The sequence below is a fragment of the Bacillus sp. C-3-6 genome (assembly GCF_054509685.1).
The window spans coordinates 4,924,358-4,941,238 of sequence record NZ_CM137247.1 but is presented as its reverse complement, the minus strand read 5'-3'; the positions used below and the strand labels follow the sequence as shown (position 1 = coordinate 4,941,238).

Here is a 16,881-nt window from a genome sequence, read left to right as displayed (position 1 = left end):
GATTATCGTGTATGATGGGAAAGTATTGAAAATTAAATCAGTGATAAACTAGGGGTGCCTAACGTATGCGTAGGCTGAGAGAGAAGCGCGTGATCTTCTTAACCCTTTGGACCTGATCTGGCTCGTACCAGCGTAGGGAAGTTAACGGCTTTACATAATGATGTCTTTTATGAGCCAGGTCCTTATTTTTTTATGGACCTGGCTCTTTTTATTTTGGCATGCGCTGGCCATATCTCGTCCTTGTCACGAACAGGGGAGGCAACAAAGGTTATGAAACAGTCTGTTTCAGCTGAGCAAATTGAATTGAAATCGAGTTTACCAGGGAGTAAGAAAGTATATGTGGATGGACCACGCGCAGGCATGAAAGTGCCGATGCGTGAGATTGAACAAAGCGAAACGAACGGCATCCCAAATCCTCCAGTCCGTGTGTATGATACGAGCGGTCCTTATACGGATCCGGCGTATAAAGTGGAGCTGGAAAAGGGAATTCCAACGCCGCGTCATTCTTGGATTCTGGGGCGTGGTGATGTAGAAGCATACGAAGGGCGTGAAGTGAAACCAGAGGATGACGGTGTGAAAGTGGCTTCGAAACATACACCTGTTTTCCCGCAGATGGATCGCAAGCCACTTAGAGCAAAGCAAGGTGCAAACGTTACGCAAATGCACTATGCACGTAATGGCATTATTACGTCTGAGATGGAGTATGTTGCGATTCGTGAAGGGGTAGAGCCGGAGTTTGTTCGTAAGGAAATCGCAGAAGGCCGCGCTATTTTACCAGCGAATATTAATCATCCAGAAGCTGAACCGATGATCATCGGGCGTAATTTCCATGTGAAGGTAAACGCGAATATCGGAAACTCAGCTGTATCTTCTTCGATTGCAGAAGAAGTAGAGAAGATGACATGGGCAACGCGCTGGGGTGCAGATACGATTATGGATTTATCTACAGGTAAAAATATTCATACGACGCGTGAGTGGATTATTCGTAACGCGCCTGTACCAGTTGGAACTGTACCGATTTATCAAGCGCTGGAAAAAGTAAACGGAATTGCAGAAGATTTAACGTGGGAAGTATATCGTGATACGTTAATTGAGCAGGCGGAGCAAGGCGTTGATTACTTTACAATTCACGCTGGTGTATTGCTTCGTTACATTCCAATCACGGCAAAGCGTACGACAGGTATCGTTTCGCGCGGTGGTTCGATTATGGCGCAGTGGTGTCTATTCCATCATAAAGAAAACTTCCTATATACTCACTTTGAAGAGATTTGTGAAATTATGAAGCAGTACGATGTTTCGTTCTCTCTTGGAGATGGATTACGTCCAGGGTCTATTGCAGATGCAAATGACGAAGCACAGTTTTCTGAGCTTGAAACACTTGGCGAATTAACCAAAATTGCTTGGAAACATGATGTGCAAGTTATGATTGAAGGACCTGGACACGTACCGATGCACTTAATTAAAGAGAATATGGAGAAAGAGCTTGATATTTGTCAGGGCGCGCCGTTTTACACACTTGGGCCGCTAACGACAGATATTGCACCAGGTTATGACCATATTACATCGGCAATTGGAGCTGCGATGATCGGTTGGTTTGGAACGGCGATGCTTTGTTATGTAACGCCGAAAGAACATTTAGGTTTACCGAATAAAGATGATGTACGCACGGGTGTTATTACGTACAAAATTGCAGCGCATGCGGCTGATCTTGCGAAAGGACATAAAACGGCTCATCAGCGTGATGATGCACTTTCAAAAGCACGCTTCGAATTCCGTTGGCGCGATCAATTTAATTTATCTTTAGATCCTGAACGTGCGATGGAATATCATGATGAAACGTTGCCGGCAGAAGGGGCAAAGACAGCTCACTTCTGTTCAATGTGTGGACCGAAGTTTTGTAGTATGAGAATTTCACATGATATCCGTGAATATGCAAAAGAAAATGATTTAGAAACGACAGAAGCAATTGAAAAAGGAATGAAAGAGAAAGCAGAAGAATTTAAAGAAGCTGGTAGTCATTTATATCAATAACACGTTACACCTCTTTACTTGATTGATCACACTGTAGTACCTAACTTTATTATAGAAGAAGCCCCATTTGCTAAGACGGTAGCAAATGGGGCTTCTGTTGTTTATCCCGCTATTTGTGGGCAGTAAGACCCCCACCTCAAAATTCAGCGGAAGCAAAGAAGTTAGGTCGGGGTCGGGCTGCCCGTAAAAGCCCGATTGGTTAAGGCTAATAATCAGTGGGGGATGAACAAAACCCCCACTGATTAAAGTTTCACTTTATAAGGCGAAGAAGAGATGTACCCAGTAGAATAAGAGGAATAATGTGACGACTGTTGTGAGAGGAATAACGATAAGGGATACACTTAAATAGTCTTTCCATTTTACTTTAATTTTGTTTTGTTTCAGAATATACATCCAAATGAGGGAAGCTAGTGTACCAATTGGTAATAATAGTGAACCGATGTCACTACCAATAATGTTTGCGAGGTAGATAGTTTTTAATGTGACTGGGTCTAGTCCCATTTCGGTTAATGTGATTGTACCAATCATAAGTGCAGGATGGTTATTGAAGACGTTAGAGAGGAGGGAGACGAGTCCACCCATTGCAAAGCTAGCATAGAGTAGATGTTGACTTACAACTGGTTCAAGCCAATTTACGAGCGCCGCTGTTAATCCTGCATTGTGAAGCCCGTAAATAATGACGTACATAGAGAAAGCGAAAATTAAAATGTGCCACGGTGTCTTTTTCAAGATATCGACAGGGTTTGTTCGTAAGTAGTACCATCTCCAAATGAGAAGAACGAGTGAACCAAGTACAGCAACAATTTCGATTGGAATGGATAAGAAGGATGCAACGAATAAAAGGCAGCGCATAAGGAAGACGAAACCTAATACTTTTAACATGAATCTTGTACGCTTTTGTTTCGTATCAACAGAATTATTTCCTTTTAGTGGATGGAAGTTTTTCGTGAAGAAAATTTCTTCAATATCATATGAAGAAACAGGTAATTTTTTCGGAAGTTTTTTCTTCAAAACTGTATACATAAGCCATGACATAAATAATAAGCCTAATGTTGCAGGTACAAACATCATAGCAGTATGCATATAAAGAGTCATATGGACGATGTTTAATGCGATTAAATTTACGATATTACTTACACCAATTGGTGCACTAGATGCCGTAGCGATTAAAGCACCACTTAATAAATAAGGAATTTGCTGATGAGGTTTTAATTGAAGATTTTTTAGAAGAAGAATTAAAATGGGAGTTGTAATTAAAATACTACCGTCGTTATTAAATAAAAGAGTCATAAGAAAACATAATAATTGAATATACCAGTATAAGCGGCGCCCAGAACCCTTTGCTAAATTTGCTAGTTTCGCTGCGGACCAATGGAAGAAGCCGAAGCTTTCTAATATAACTGCCATAACAATAGTTGCTAATATTGTTATGGAGGCACCGCCAATTTTACTTATAATATCCATGATGTCTGGTTTTGATACAAGTCCAGTAATTATGATGATACCAGCTCCGATTGCTGCTGGCCATGCCTCATTTAAACCACGAGGCCGCCAAAAGATAACAATCATCGTTAAGAAGAATACAATAATAGTAATCCATATTTCAATGCTCATATTTTGCCTACCTTTCTATTTTCCCTTGAACAGATGTAGCTTGTCTCAAGTTTATATTGGTAGTATATTCAGCAAAAAATAAGAAGAACTAGACGTATAACGAGATGAAGCGAATATGTGTTTTTCAAGCTAAAGGACAAGTGTCACGAATAGTGAAATAACTATTATGAGAGGAGTCTATAAATTGATTGGGTAGTAAATGAGATTTATATCGGCGATTATTGAAATATATCGGCGTAACTCAAAATATATCAGCGATCATTGAAATATATCGGCGCAACTCAAAATATATCAGCGATTTTTAAAATATATCGACTTATCGACAAAACATGACAAAAGGAGCCCATCCCAAAATACCTTTTGGAACAGACCCCAATGCTATATTATTTTTCCTTCAAAAAAGTACGATCCTTCAAGAATAAATTCCAGAAGAAAATAAATCCTGGTAATAAAATTGCAATCCCAATTGCGTATAGAATGAGCAGTGCATAGAACGTTTCTGTCGTTGTAAAGCTTGTAAATACAGTTACGTCAGGATAAATAATATAAGGTAAATGCGCGACGCCGTAAGCGTAGCTTGCAAATGCATATTGAGCGACGACAGCTAAAACGGCAATGCGAGGATATCCTAGTGTATTGTACTTTTTGTTTGTCCACCAAAGGGACGAGTATCCGATAACGAATAAAACAATAGAAACTGTAAACCACGGGAATTGCTTTATTAATCCTTGCATAAGCCAATGTGTTTCAGGATCCATTACAACGAGGGCGATGATCGCCGTAACGAGCGTTGCAGGACCAAGGATGATGGCATTTCTTCTATAAATTCTATACGTATCTTCTGAACTTTGTTCTCTCGCAAAATCAGCAAGAAAGAGAGAGGAGAGAAATAGTTCAGACGTTATTCCGAAGAGCATATAGCAATAGATAACCGGGCTAGAAAGAAGTTTTCCATACAGGAGTACTTCTTTCCCTTCAGACATTGTAATATAGGCTCCTTCTGTAACGGGTAAAACGGTAATTAATAGTGCTGGAATTAAGAGACCAGTAATACCTGAAATAACCCGAAGAAGGTACTGATATTTCGGCAAGGAGTAAGCAAATACCATAAATGTACTACGTACTGCAACGAGCACTAAAATTAACATAACTGGTACGAACATTACTGTCGCAAGAGTAAAGGCTGCTTTCGGAAAGAAGCCGAGAAATGCGACAACGACGAAGACGAGAAACGTATTTGTTACTTCCCAAGTTGGTGATAAGTACCGATTCGCAAGTTTAGCAGCGAGCGTTGGATGTTTTGCGTATACCATGCCCCAAAAACCAGCGCCAAAATCGATGGACCCTAATATACTGTATACGAAAATAAGGGCCCATAAGATGATGATTGCAATACTTTCCTCATGCATGAGAATCGCCTCCTTGGTGTTGTAAATCATTCTTTAATGGATGTCTTCTAAAGAATGTCCGTAGAACAATGACTGTTAAAATAGCGAGTCCAACATATAAAATGATGAACAAAACAAATAAAGGACCGACGAAATCGGCGCGTGTAGATGCATCGACGGTACGTTGCATACCATAAATTGTCCATGGTTGACGACCGCTACAACTGAAAATCCAGCCGAATTCAATACCGAGCATCATAATTGGTCCGCATGCAGCAGCCCCCCAAAGTAGCCACTTTGGTAGTTCTGTTCCCTTTTTTCGGTAAACGAAGTACCAATATAAGAGCGCAATTGCTGCAACTGCAAAGGTAAACGCAGCAGTGCCGACCATTAAGTTGAATAGTGTATGTGTATAAAATGGTGGCCATGTTTCTTGTGGGAATTCCTTTAAACCTTTTACGACAGTGCTAGGGTCTAGTCCCACTAATAAGCTAAGCATGTTTGGAATTTCAAGTGCGTAGTTTAGTTCAAGTGTATTAGGATCCACAACTCCGCCAATGGATAGCGGTGCGTGTGATGTCGTTTCAAATAAAGCTTCAGCAGATGCAAGTTTTTCAGGTGAGTGTTTATGTAAGGCAATCGCTGATTCATGTCCTGAAAGCCACATCGTAGCGCCTGTAATAAATGTAACGACAAGCCCTAATAGTAGCCCTTTTTTATGATAAGCAATTTCACGTGTACTTAAATTTTTCTTCAATAATTTAAATCCAGCGATAGAAGCAATGACAGCCGCACCAGTTGCATAAGCCGTAATAACAACATGGAATGCACTTGTGCCAAAACTCGGATTAAAGAAAGCTTTCCACGGATCAACGTTAAAAACAGATCCATCTGGATTCATTGAAAAGCCTGCTGGTGTATTCATCCATGTATTTGCTGATGTAATGAGTACGGCGGATGCCGTGGCACCAAGCATGACGAAAAATAGCGAGATTAATCTCATAAATGGAGGAAGTTTATCAGCTGCATATACGTAAATCGACATGAATAAAGCCTCCAAAAAGAAGGCGAAAATCTCAATTTGGAAGGGAACAGAAATAACTTGCCCAACAATTTTGGCGAAACCAGGCCAAAGAAGTGAGATTTGCACACCAACAATTGTTCCAGTTGGAATTGCTACACCGAGAAGAATAGCAAACGCCTTTGTCCATCTTTTCGCCATAATGGCATAGTCGGAGTCTTTCTTCCAGTGATAGAGTATTTCGCTTATAAAAATCATCAATGAAAGTCCGACGCCAAGTGTTGCAAAGATAATGTGGAATGCTAATGAAGAACCAAAAAATGCTCTTGCTAATGTTACCGTATCCATATGTAAACTCCTCTTCTTTTTTGCCATTATTTTCTGATTGAATTGGAAGATTTATTCAAAAAAACTACCAAAAATATATATGTATTTAAAAAGTGAATATGATAATATAATGTTGTAATATTTTGAATAGAAAGAAATAAATGGTTGGTCATGTTTTGTTTGTTTTTTGCTCAGGAATCTTTTATAATCTTTTATGCGAACATAAGTTCTGTTTTTCGGAATCAAGAAGTTTATGTGAAATGGAGAGGGTGTTTTATGTATCCTGAAGTCATTAAAAAGATGGCATTTTCAAAAGAGCATAGAGATTTATTATTGAAGCTATATAATAAAGAAATTACGCGTCGTGAATATGATCGACTTGTACAATCGCTATATAAACCTTCTAAAGAGGTTTGTGAGGGATAGAAATGGGGGAGACAATCTAATAGATTGTCTTTTTTAAATTTATGTATGTTCTGATAAAATTAAGGTTAGCCTTACTAGGGAGGTGAAAAGATTGCGGAAACGTTTATATATAGGGATTGGAGTTATCTTCTTAATCGCTTTAGGTGGAATTGTATTTTGGTCAGCTTTACAAGGAAACCGTACAGAAAATTTTATTTTAAGACATATGGTGAATGACAATGGAACACTTGCCACGTATCGTTTAGTAGATACTAAGGCAGGTACGGGTGAAGCTAAGGGACGTGAAGCATTATCAGAATCGGCGGGATTATGGTTACAGTATACACTTGATAAAGATGATCAGGCGTTATTTGATGAGCAAGTAAAGGTTATTCAAGATAATTTCATATATAAGAATCATATCGTTTTATGGAAACTCTCTGAAAAGGGAGAGAGGCAGTCAGCTACAAATGCACTTATAGATGATCTTCGTATTATAGAACAATTATATCGTGCTTATGAAATGTATAAGGAAGAGCGTTATAAAAACCTTGCCGATCAATTAAGTGATGCTGTACTTCGTTATAATAAAAAAGATAATTATTATGTTGATTATTATGATGCAGATGCAGGGAAACAAAATAATTTTGTAACAACATCATACATAAATCCGCGTGCATTCTCCTATATGAAGAAGTACGGCAAAGTTTCTGCTCAGCAATATCAGGAAGTCGTTCAATTTTTAGCGGATTATCCAAGGCATGGCTGGGCATTCCCAAAAGAGTATAAAGAAGATGGTACATTTACGTACGATAAAGAAGTGAATCTTATTGACCAATCATACGTTGCATATCATCGAAGTTTAGGAGATCTTTCATCAGCTGCTTATTTGGAATTTATAAAGAAGAAGTTCCAAGAGGATGGAAAGCTATACGGTCGTTACAATTTAGAAACGGGAAAACAAACTGTGAATTATGAATCGCCGGCCGCGTACGGATTAACAATTTTGTACGTACTACAAACAGGTGATACAAAGTTTGCGAAGGAATTGTATGATCATATGGCCACATTCCGAAATGACAACGTATTTAGTAGATATTACGGTGGATATGTAACAGGTGAAAATAATAATACGCATATTTTTGATAACGTGCTACCACTTTTAGCTGAAATGGAATTAAAAAAGAGTGAACAATAAAAGGTGCCACCATATGAGGGTGGCACCTTTTATTTGTTCATATAATTTTACGTTCTAATATTAGAGAAGTAGTCAATCACAAATTCACGGAATTGCTGAGCTGTTTTTGCTAAGTAACGTTTTTTTGACCAACTTAATCCGATGGTTCGCTGACAAGTGGGTTCAATAATACGCAACTTGCTTGATGCTAAAGTAGAGTTTTTTAATAAAGTTAAACTTGGAACAAAAGCGATGCCGAGACCTTGCTTAATGAGGTCGCTAATCACGGTCGGTTCATCGACTTCAAAAGCAATATGCGGAGTGAAACCAGCTTCTTTACAAAATTCATCCGTTAAGTGCCGAAATCCGTAGCCAGTGTTCATACTAATAAATGGTTCGTCTTTTACTTCATGCAGGTGGATATTTTCTCGGCCGGATAAACGGTGGCCTGAAGGGACGACTAAGAAAATTTCTTCTGTAATAAGTGGTTCCCAAACAATCTCCTCACCTTCAATTGGCACAGAGGAGATACAAAAGTCAATTTCTATATTATCTAGTTGTCGTTTCATAGAAGGAGTGGATGCAAGAAATTGTTGGAATCGAACGTTAGGATGTTCTAGTAAAAAAGAGCCAAGTAGTTCTGGTAATATTCTCGGAATAGAAACGGCCAGTGTAATAGAGCTTTGTTGTAATTCGGCTAAATCTTTAATTTCTCGTTCCCCTTCACTTAATTCATGAAAAATACGTTCTACTCGTTTTAAAAATACTTTTCCGAAAGAATTTAAAGTAATCTGTCGGCCTTGGCGATCAAATAAAGGGACGCCTAAATCCTTTTCGAGTCTAGCTATTGTTTTGCTGAGTGAAGGTTGCGCGATATGCAATTCTTCAGCTGCCTTTGTCATATGTTCTAGTCGTGCGACTGTCTGAAAGTATTTTAACTGGAGCAGTTCCATTTCGAATCTCCTTTCTATAGACCAAAAGGAATGAATTGATAATTAAAGATGTATTATACAGTATGGAAAGTGACGTGTATAGTAAATCTGTTAAACCATTCGAAGGGTGTTAAATTAGAAAAAGGAGTATGTTTCATGAAGGGAATTCAACTAATATTTAAAGATTGGAAAGCGATGTGGCACCATAAACATGGACGTATCGCTTTAATTTTTTTATTAATCGTTCCGTTAATTTATTCAGGATTCTTTTTAGCTGGGTATTGGGATCCGTACGGAAGATTAGATAAATTACCCGTTGCAGTTGTGAACTTAGATAAGGGTGCTGTGATGGATGAAAAAACAATTCATGCAGGAGACGATTTTGTTAAAAATTTAAAAGAGAATAAGGAACTAGCTTTTCATTTCGTATCAGAAAAAAATGCAGATGAAGGGTTAAAAGAAGATAAATATTATATGGTTGTTACGATTCCAGAGAATTTCTCTAAAAAGGTAAGTACACTTATGGATGAGAAACCAGAGCCGGCAAAGTTGCAGTACAAAGTAAATCCAGGTAAAAACTTTGTAGCGGCTCAAATTGGAACGACAGCTGTTGAAAATATGAAAACAAAAATCTCAAATAGTATTACGAAATCTTATACAGAAGGTGTCTTTTCAAAGTTTCAAGATTTGGCACAAGGATTGAGTGATGCAAGTAATGGTGCTGGGAAGTTACATGAAGGAACGACCGATGCAAGAAATGGAGCGAATCAGCTTGCGGATGGTATTGATCGTTTAAGTGATGGGACATCGAAATTGAAAGAAGGAAGTGACAAGCTTGCATCCAGTCAATCTGCTTTAACCGGGGGAGCAAATGAGCTGAGTCAAGGAGCGACATCACTTCATAGTGGTATGGAATTACTAGTACAAGGTGAAAAAACGTTACAATCAGGAATTAGTGAATTAAGTGCTGCTACAAATGAATGGGTGAATGGAAATGAAAAACTTGCTGAAGGGCAAGCGAAAGCGGACAATGCGGCAAATAGTGTAAAACAACAATTAGAAGAGTACGTGAAAAATCATCCAGAAGTGCAGCAAGATCCCTCTTTTCAAAAAATTGTTGCTACGTCTAATGGACTAGCTAAAGCAACAAGTACGTTAAATAATAGCCAACAACAATTGACACAAGGTGCGAAGAAGCTTACTGACGGTCAACATAAGATTGAAGAAGGCATAAATACATTCGGAGTTAAGTTAAATGAAGCTACTGCTGGAACGCAAAAGATAGCAGATGGTGCATCGAATTTGGCTGATGGATTTACGAAGTGGGGAAATGGATTTACATCATTGCAAGAAGGTGTAAACCAGCTTGCGAGTGGTGGAACGGAGCTGAATAACGGTGCTAGTAAATTAACAAATGGACTTGTTAAACTGGATGATGGTGCGAAAGAACTTTCTGCGAAATTGGGAGAGGGTGCAGAGAAGATAGCGAATGTTCGTAATGATGATGCACGCAATACGATGTTCTCAGAGCCAGTTCAGTTAGTGAAGTCAACAGTTTCTGACGTTCCTAACTACGGTTCAGGCATTGCACCATATTTCTTATCGCTTGCATTTTATGTTGGCGGAATTATGGCATCGAATATTTTACCGCTTGGTCGTAGACAAAATATGAAGGTAAGTGGAACGGTACATTTTATTAATAAACTAGGATTGGTATATTTAATTGGACTTATTCAAGCGCTACTCGTAGATGTAGTTGTGCTAGGTGTTATGAAATTAGAAGTTGCCAGTGTGCCACTTTTTGTTTTATCAAGTATTGTGATTTCCTTTACGTTCATGACATTTATTCTTATGTTAGTAACAGTATTTGGTCTTGTTGGAAAGTTCTTAGCAGTAACGCTTCTTGTCTTGCAATTAGCGACAAGCGGGGGGACTTTCCCAGGAGAATTAAACATAGCTGTTCTTAGCAAAATTGGGCAGTTTCTCCCAATGTCTCATTCTCTTAGAGGATTACAAGATGTTATCTCTTTAGGAGATTGGTCGCAATTAAAAATACAAATTTTAATATTGTTATGTTATCTCGTTGTTGCCGGTGGAATTGCTTGGATCACGAGCCATATACAGCATAGAGAAACGAATGTAGAACAAGTTTCTTAAAATGAAATAAGCTATCCGATTTTTTCGGATAGCTTATTTTTTAATTACGTTCCATTACTGCAAAGTAATTATTTTCATTATCAGCAAAGTTGAATGCTCTACCAGTAGGTAAATCTACAACCTGTCCAACTGTGACATTTTTCTCAGAAAGATCTTTATATAGACGGTCTAAGTCATTTGAGAAGAACATAAGTGAAGGTGTATTAAGGTTTAGTTCAGGTTGCATCTTCGCGATTAACGCTTTATCGTGAAGGACGATGCTTGTTCCTGCTTCTTTCGCCGGTGCAATTTCAATCCAGCGGAATCCGTTTCCGTTATTCTCTTCCGCAATGATTTGGAACCCTACTTTTTCTGTCCAAAATTGTACTGTTTCGTCTTGGTTATTTACATATAGCATAATTTGTCCAACTTGATTAATCATAGGTGTCTCTCGCTTTCTTTTTATATGCGTATCATTATATCAAATATATGGCTTGAATAGTTTTTTATGATTTTTTCGGAATACAACCTTCGTCCATTTCATCTTTGTTGTAGGAGAAGGACCTGTAATCCAAGTATGAAATGGTATTGTGCTACAAATGAACATTGTTGAAATAGAGATAATAGCCGTTAACACAAATAGTAATAGGCTATATAATATAGTATTTTCTTGCAGTGTGAATAAAGAAAGAAACTTTGTGCATAGTTGCAAGAAGAATAAGTGAGCTAAATAAGCACCATACGTGTAATTTCCAATGAAACGTAACGTTTTATATAAGAAACCACGACGCTGTACTATCATAATAGATAACACATACAGTATGATAATTTCGCATACGATATATAAAAACATAGATGGTTTTAAATAGGTAGAAACAGTTAAATGAATAGAGTTTGCTCCGTAAAAACTAAACAACTCATAATTGATGAATAAAAATAAGATGAAAAATAATATTGTTATAAGCGGGATATGTTTCATGACGAATAGACGCCAAGTTTTTAGTGCTACAGCGGCAATGCCACCCATAACGAAATAGAATGAGTAGAATAGAAATGATCGATCTGTATAATGTAAAATTGTTGAACTTGTTAATTTTTCTCCATTAAAAATATAGTGAGAAGAGAACCACATTAATAGAAAATATAGGCAAGCGAAAAAGGTCATATATTTATATATGTCTTTTTTATTTTCTGTTCGTTTTTGAAACCAATAAAAAAGTGTGCATAGTAAAGGGAACAATAAGTGAATTTGGAACATCATAATAACGTACCAAAGATGGGGCGCGGCTGTTCCGAGTAATAAACTTTTTATTCCGCCTTGTAATGTAATAAGATCATTTGTTGTTAATAAGTAAAGAATAGACCAAAAGAAATAAGGAATGAGTAAGTGTGTCGCTTTTTCAGAAATATATTCTTTATATACTAATTGCTTCGTATAGTGACGAATTAAGTGAAATCCAACGATAAATATGAATGCTGGTGCTGAGAATTTTGCAAGATTAAATAGCATGCCCATAATGAGGGATTGCTCAAGTAAGACATTTCCTTGATTCATTGTATATAATAAGGAACTTTGCAAAACGACAGCGAGAAATGCAATGCTTTGCAAAACTTTAAATTCAGGTGCGCTTTGTGTCATTATTTCCATCTCCTTTTCCATACATGATTATAGTACGGAGAATGGATAATGGATGTGGAATATTTGTGAAGATTTTAACAAATTTGTGGCGAGAGGAAATATCAACTTATCAACAAATAACGACAAAAAGAGGATGCTCGTTTAGAGCATCCTCTTTCTAGCTATTAAGCAAATTTGTTTTTGATCCAATTCTTACCTTCTACAAGGCGAGCTGTCATTACCGCACAAGCGTTATCTGCTGTTACGTTTAACATCGTTGCAGGTGGATCAATGATTGTACTAATTGCTGCGATAATTGGCAGTGCTTCTGGCGGGAAACCGTATAGAGATACGATTAACATTTCACCAATCATACCACCGCCTGGAATAGCACCCATTACTGTTCCTACTAATAAAGAAACAACAAGTGCGATTGCTAATGTTTTCGGTCCTTCGAATTCCATGTTGAAAATACCGAATAAGAAAGCAATTTTTAATACGCCACCTAAAACAGAGCCGTCTTTATGAAGTGTAGAACCAAGAAGGACAACTGTTTCACGAACGTCTGAAGAAATACCCATTTTCTTCGTTGCTTCTAAGTTCGCTGGAATACTTGCGGCACTACTACAAGTTGCAAGTGATGTAACTGTAGGAGAGACCATGTTCTTCCAAAATACTTGTACACCTTGCTTGCGACCTGCAAGGTATGCATAGAATGTGAAGAATACAAAGAAATAAATTAGAGAAGCTGGATAGTATACCATTGCCGCTCGGAAGTAAGTTCCAAGAAGTTGTGGTCCGAATTCACCAACTAATGCTGCGAAGTAAGCAGCAAGTCCGATTGGAGCGTAGTACATAATGAAAGATACAACCTTCATTGAAATCTCTGCACCAGCTTGTAGGAATGTAGCGAATGGTTTTCCTTTTTCGCCAACTGCTGAAGTTGCAATCCCCATTAAGATAGAGAAGAAAATAAGAGCTAACATATTTTCACGAGATAGTAACTTCGAGAAGTCAGATACTGTTAAAATACCGACGATTTGATCTGCAACACTAACAGCTTTGCCGGTTTTGTCAGGTTGTGTTAGTTCTAGTACAACACCTTGTGCTGGCGGGAATACTTTCACGACAATAATCATAAAAATAGCAGCTAAAATACTTGTAAATAAGAAAGTCCCAGCCATACTAGACATAATTTTACCGAAACGTTTTAATCCATCCATATTAGCAATAGACGATGCGATGCTAAAGAACACTAGAGGTACAACAATCGTAAACATTAAGTTTAAGAAAATGTCACCAAGCGGCTTTAAAGCAACTGCATCGGCACCCATGAAATAACCAATGAAACCACCAATTAGGATAGAAGATAATAAAATAAGTGGAAAGCGATATGCCTTCATAAATATATCCTCCTATCAATTAAAAAAATCATACTGAATCATTATAGCGAGTTAGAGTCCTCTTTACTAGGAGAATACGGATAAATGGAATAGCGTGAAAACCAAGAAATTTTTGTTTTTAAGCTCGGCATACAGCAGGAAATCTAGACATATATATTTGTAACCTAGTGGTGGCAAGGGATGCACCATAATTTAGGTAGAGAAAAAAGGGGAGGGAAGCGGGATGAATATTTTGCTTTGCTGTGCAGCGGGAATGTCTTCCAGTTTGATTGTTACAAAGATGGAGAAAGCAGCAGAGGCAAGAGGGATAGAAGTGAAAATCTGGGCAGTATCAGGTTCTGAAGTGAATAGTCATATTGATAAAGCTGATGTCCTTTTACTTGGACCGCAAGTACGTTATTTATTACCGAAAATGAAAGAATTATGTAAGGATAAAGGGATACCTGTTGATGTCATTCAATCCGTTCATTACGGACTTTGTAATGGAGAAGCTATCTTGCAAGCAGCTTTGTCAATGAAACCATGAGGAGAGTGGGATAGATGATACGGTTTTTAGAGAAGTACGTGATGCCAGTAGCAGGGAAGGTTGCAGAGCAGAGGCATTTACAAGCAATTCGAGATGGAATTATTTTAACGATGCCTTTCTTAATTATTGGATCGTTTTTCCTCATTATTAGTGCACTGCCGATACCTGGATATAACGATTTTATGGCAGGTTTGTTTGGTGAGAATTGGCAGAGAGCTTTAGGGTATCCAGTTAGTGCAACTTTTAATATAATGGCTTTAATAGCTGTTTTTGGAATCGCTTACAGGCTTGGAGAGTATTATAAAGTGGATGCTTTAGCATCCGGGGCATTGTCGCTTGTGACGTTTTTACTTGCGACTCCATTTCAAGTTGCATATATTATACCAAGTACAAAAGAAAGTGTACTTGTAGAAGGCGCTATCCCAGCTGCATTAATGGGAAGCCAAGGGTTATTTGTAGCAATGATTATTGCACTTATATCTACTGAACTTTATCGATTTATTGTACAAAAAAAGATAATTATAAAGATGCCAGAGACAGTTCCACCAGCTGTCACGCGTTCATTTGCAGCGCTTATTCCAGGATTTATTGTTGTGACAGTTGTTTGGATTATTAGATTAATTTTTGAACACACAACTTTCGGCAGCATTCATAATGTTGTAGGGAAGCTACTGCAAGAGCCGCTTAGTATACTGGGAGCTAGTCTTTGGGGTGCAGTAATTGCAGTTATTATTGTCCATGTTCTTTGGGCGTGCGGAATTCATGGTGCTGCAATTGTTGGTGGTGTAATGAGCCCAATTTGGTTATCGTTAATGGATCAAAACCGAGTTGCTTTTCAAGCGGGTCAAGATGTACCGAATACGATTACCGCACAGTTTTTTGATTTATGGATTTATATGGGCGGTTCAGGTGCAACACTAGCTTTAGTTGTCGGAATGTTATTGTTTGCGCGAAGTCAGCAATTAAAAAGTATAGGTCGATTGTCGATTGCACCTGGTATTTTTAATATTAATGAAATGGTGACTTTCGGGATGCCGATTGTCATGAATCCACTTTTACTTATTCCATTTATAGTAGTTCCGGTTGTATTAACGATTGTTTCTTACTTTGCGATGGAATGGGGGCTAGTTGCCCGTCCGAGCGGAGCTGCTGTACCTTGGACGACACCGATTCTTTTTAGTGGATATTTAGGATCAGGCGGAAAAATTTCAGGTGTTATTTTGCAACTTGTTAACTTTGCGCTAGCATTCTTCATTTATTTACCGTTCTTAAAAATATGGGATAAACAAAAACTGGCGGAAGAAAAGGGGGAGTAAAGAACTAAAATGGATACGATAGAGACGAAAGCTTTTCATTTAATCTTGCATGGGGGAAACGCGAGAAGTTGTTCAATGGAAGCAATTGATTGTGCGAAGCGTGGGGAATTTACAGAAGCTGAAGCTAAATTACAAGAAGCACTAGAGGAATTAAAAGAGGCGCACCGTGTACAAACGGAGCTTATCCAGAAAGAAGCTGGTGGCGAAAAGACCGAAGTTACTCTTTTAATGGTACACGCGCAAGATCATTTAATGAATGCAATTACGGTGAAAGAATTAGCAAGTGAGTTTGTAGAGTTATATAGGAAGATGTCGGTGGATGAATGAACCTTGCTTATGCAAGGTTTTTTTATTTCACTAAATAGTGGGTTAAAATAATGAATTATTTTTCATTGAAAAAGTTTTTTAGTGTTTTTTCATATTAAACATAACTAGACAACTAAACACTAATCTATTTTCATACAGTTATGTGTTAAAAGCGTGTTGTTTTATAACACACTGTGTGTTTTTTGGACGACACACTAATTGAAAGCGTTAACACACAAAGAAAATGCTCGAAAAAGCACTGATTTTAGTGGTTTTAAAAAGTTGGCACGCTAATTGCATTAATAAATAGCGTAAAGAAAAATAAATAAACATAAATTTTTTATACTACACAAGGGGGATTTTCAAATGAATATTTTATTATGTTGCTCAGCAGGGATGTCTACAAGTTTACTAGTTACAAAAATGGAAGCGGCTGCAAAAGCTCGCGGTTTAGAAGGCAAGATTTGGGCTGTATCTGGGGATGCAGTAAAAACGAATATCGATCAAGCAGATGTATTATTACTAGGACCACAAGTTCGTTACATGCTCTCTTCAATGAAAACGCTTGCTGACGAGAGAAACGTTGGAATCGACGTTATCAATCCAATGCACTACGGCATGATGAATGGGGAAGCAGTTTTAGATCACGCATTAACACTTAAAAAATAATTAGGGGGGAAG

15 protein-coding genes and 1 riboswitch are annotated in these 16,881 nt (G+C 37.9%); of the genes, 8 read left to right on the top strand and 7 right to left on the bottom strand.

The window, feature by feature from the left end:
- Positions 1–40: 40 nt before the first annotated feature.
- Positions 41–156: riboswitch (TPP riboswitch) on the top strand.
- 114 nt (positions 157–270) lie between these two features.
- Positions 271–2,031: a phosphomethylpyrimidine synthase ThiC gene (gene thiC, locus ACW0JX_RS25485; RefSeq protein WP_459245199.1), complete on the top strand. Its 1,761-nt coding sequence runs from the start codon at positions 271–273 to the stop codon at positions 2,029–2,031.
- 255 nt (positions 2,032–2,286) lie between these two features.
- On the opposite strand, the gene ACW0JX_RS25480 is transcribed toward thiC, so the two are convergent.
- The 3 genes from ACW0JX_RS25480 to cydA all read right to left on the bottom strand — a co-directional run bounded on the left by ACW0JX_RS25480 (position 2,287) and on the right by cydA (position 6,402).
- Positions 2,287–3,645: an arsenic transporter gene (locus ACW0JX_RS25480; RefSeq protein WP_089171995.1), complete on the bottom strand. Its 1,359-nt coding sequence runs from the start codon at positions 3,643–3,645 to the stop codon at positions 2,287–2,289.
- A 383-nt stretch (positions 3,646–4,028) separates the two neighbouring features.
- Positions 4,029–5,054: a cytochrome d ubiquinol oxidase subunit II gene (locus ACW0JX_RS25475; protein WP_000544183.1), complete on the bottom strand. Its 1,026-nt coding sequence runs from the start codon at positions 5,052–5,054 to the stop codon at positions 4,029–4,031.
- Positions 5,047–6,402, bottom strand: a complete 1,356-nt coding sequence (gene cydA, locus ACW0JX_RS25470; protein ID WP_144465751.1) for a cytochrome ubiquinol oxidase subunit I — start codon at positions 6,400–6,402, stop codon at positions 5,047–5,049. Before cydA ends, ACW0JX_RS25475 begins: the two co-directional genes overlap by 8 nt.
- A 255-nt stretch (positions 6,403–6,657) precedes the next feature.
- On the opposite strand from cydA, the gene ACW0JX_RS25465 reads away from it, so the two are divergent.
- Together ACW0JX_RS25465 and ACW0JX_RS25460 are read left to right on the top strand one after the other, a co-directional pair.
- Positions 6,658–6,807, top strand: a complete 150-nt coding sequence (locus tag ACW0JX_RS25465) for a hypothetical protein (protein ID WP_000283179.1) — start codon at positions 6,658–6,660, stop codon at positions 6,805–6,807.
- 91 nt (positions 6,808–6,898) lie between these two features.
- Positions 6,899–7,984: a transcriptional regulator gene (locus ACW0JX_RS25460; RefSeq protein ID WP_340782262.1), complete on the top strand. Its 1,086-nt coding sequence runs from the start codon at positions 6,899–6,901 to the stop codon at positions 7,982–7,984.
- Positions 7,985–8,031: 47 nt separating this feature from the next.
- Here ACW0JX_RS25460 and ACW0JX_RS25455 read toward each other — a convergent pair whose 3' ends face one another.
- Positions 8,032–8,916: a LysR family transcriptional regulator gene (locus tag ACW0JX_RS25455; RefSeq protein WP_459245198.1), complete on the bottom strand. Its 885-nt coding sequence runs from the start codon at positions 8,914–8,916 to the stop codon at positions 8,032–8,034.
- 135 nt (positions 8,917–9,051) lie between these two features.
- Here ACW0JX_RS25455 and ACW0JX_RS25450 point away from each other — a divergent pair, with 135 nt between their 5' ends.
- Complete coding sequence (locus ACW0JX_RS25450; RefSeq protein ID WP_459245197.1) at positions 9,052–11,052, top strand: YhgE/Pip family protein; 2,001 nt, start codon at positions 9,052–9,054, stop codon at positions 11,050–11,052.
- Between the two features lie 40 nt (positions 11,053–11,092).
- On the opposite strand, the gene ACW0JX_RS25445 is transcribed toward ACW0JX_RS25450, so the two are convergent.
- From ACW0JX_RS25445 to ACW0JX_RS25435, 3 genes are all read right to left on the bottom strand, one after another.
- Positions 11,093–11,473 (bottom strand): VOC family protein, encoded by a 381-nt coding sequence (locus ACW0JX_RS25445; protein WP_459245196.1) that lies wholly within the window; start codon positions 11,471–11,473, stop codon positions 11,093–11,095.
- Positions 11,474–11,512: 39 nt separating this feature from the next.
- Positions 11,513–12,670, bottom strand: coding sequence for an acyltransferase (locus tag ACW0JX_RS25440; protein WP_095689992.1), 1,158 nt, complete (start codon positions 12,668–12,670; stop codon positions 11,513–11,515).
- Between the two features lie 164 nt (positions 12,671–12,834).
- On the bottom strand, positions 12,835–14,052 hold the full coding sequence (locus ACW0JX_RS25435; protein WP_095689993.1) for a dicarboxylate/amino acid:cation symporter: 1,218 nt from the start codon (positions 14,050–14,052) through the stop codon (positions 12,835–12,837).
- Between the two features lie 223 nt (positions 14,053–14,275).
- Between ACW0JX_RS25435 and ACW0JX_RS25430 the strand changes: the two genes are divergently transcribed.
- The 4 genes from ACW0JX_RS25430 to ACW0JX_RS25415 all read left to right on the top strand — a co-directional run bounded on the left by ACW0JX_RS25430 (position 14,276) and on the right by ACW0JX_RS25415 (position 16,869).
- Positions 14,276–14,578 carry a PTS sugar transporter subunit IIB gene (locus ACW0JX_RS25430; protein WP_001023543.1) on the top strand — a complete coding sequence of 101 codons (303 nt, stop codon included), beginning with the start codon at positions 14,276–14,278 and terminating at the stop codon, positions 14,576–14,578.
- Positions 14,579–14,592: 14 nt separating this feature from the next.
- Complete coding sequence (gene celB / locus ACW0JX_RS25425) at positions 14,593–15,894, top strand: PTS cellobiose transporter subunit IIC (RefSeq protein WP_095689994.1); 1,302 nt, start codon at positions 14,593–14,595, stop codon at positions 15,892–15,894.
- Between the two features lie 9 nt (positions 15,895–15,903).
- Positions 15,904–16,221 carry a PTS lactose/cellobiose transporter subunit IIA gene (locus tag ACW0JX_RS25420; protein WP_000379645.1) on the top strand — a complete coding sequence of 106 codons (318 nt, stop codon included), beginning with the start codon at positions 15,904–15,906 and terminating at the stop codon, positions 16,219–16,221.
- A 345-nt stretch (positions 16,222–16,566) separates the two neighbouring features.
- A complete protein-coding gene (locus tag ACW0JX_RS25415) occupies positions 16,567–16,869 on the top strand; it encodes a PTS sugar transporter subunit IIB (RefSeq protein ID WP_001023569.1) in 303 nt (100 codons plus the stop codon).
- Positions 16,870–16,881: the final 12 nt, after the last annotated feature.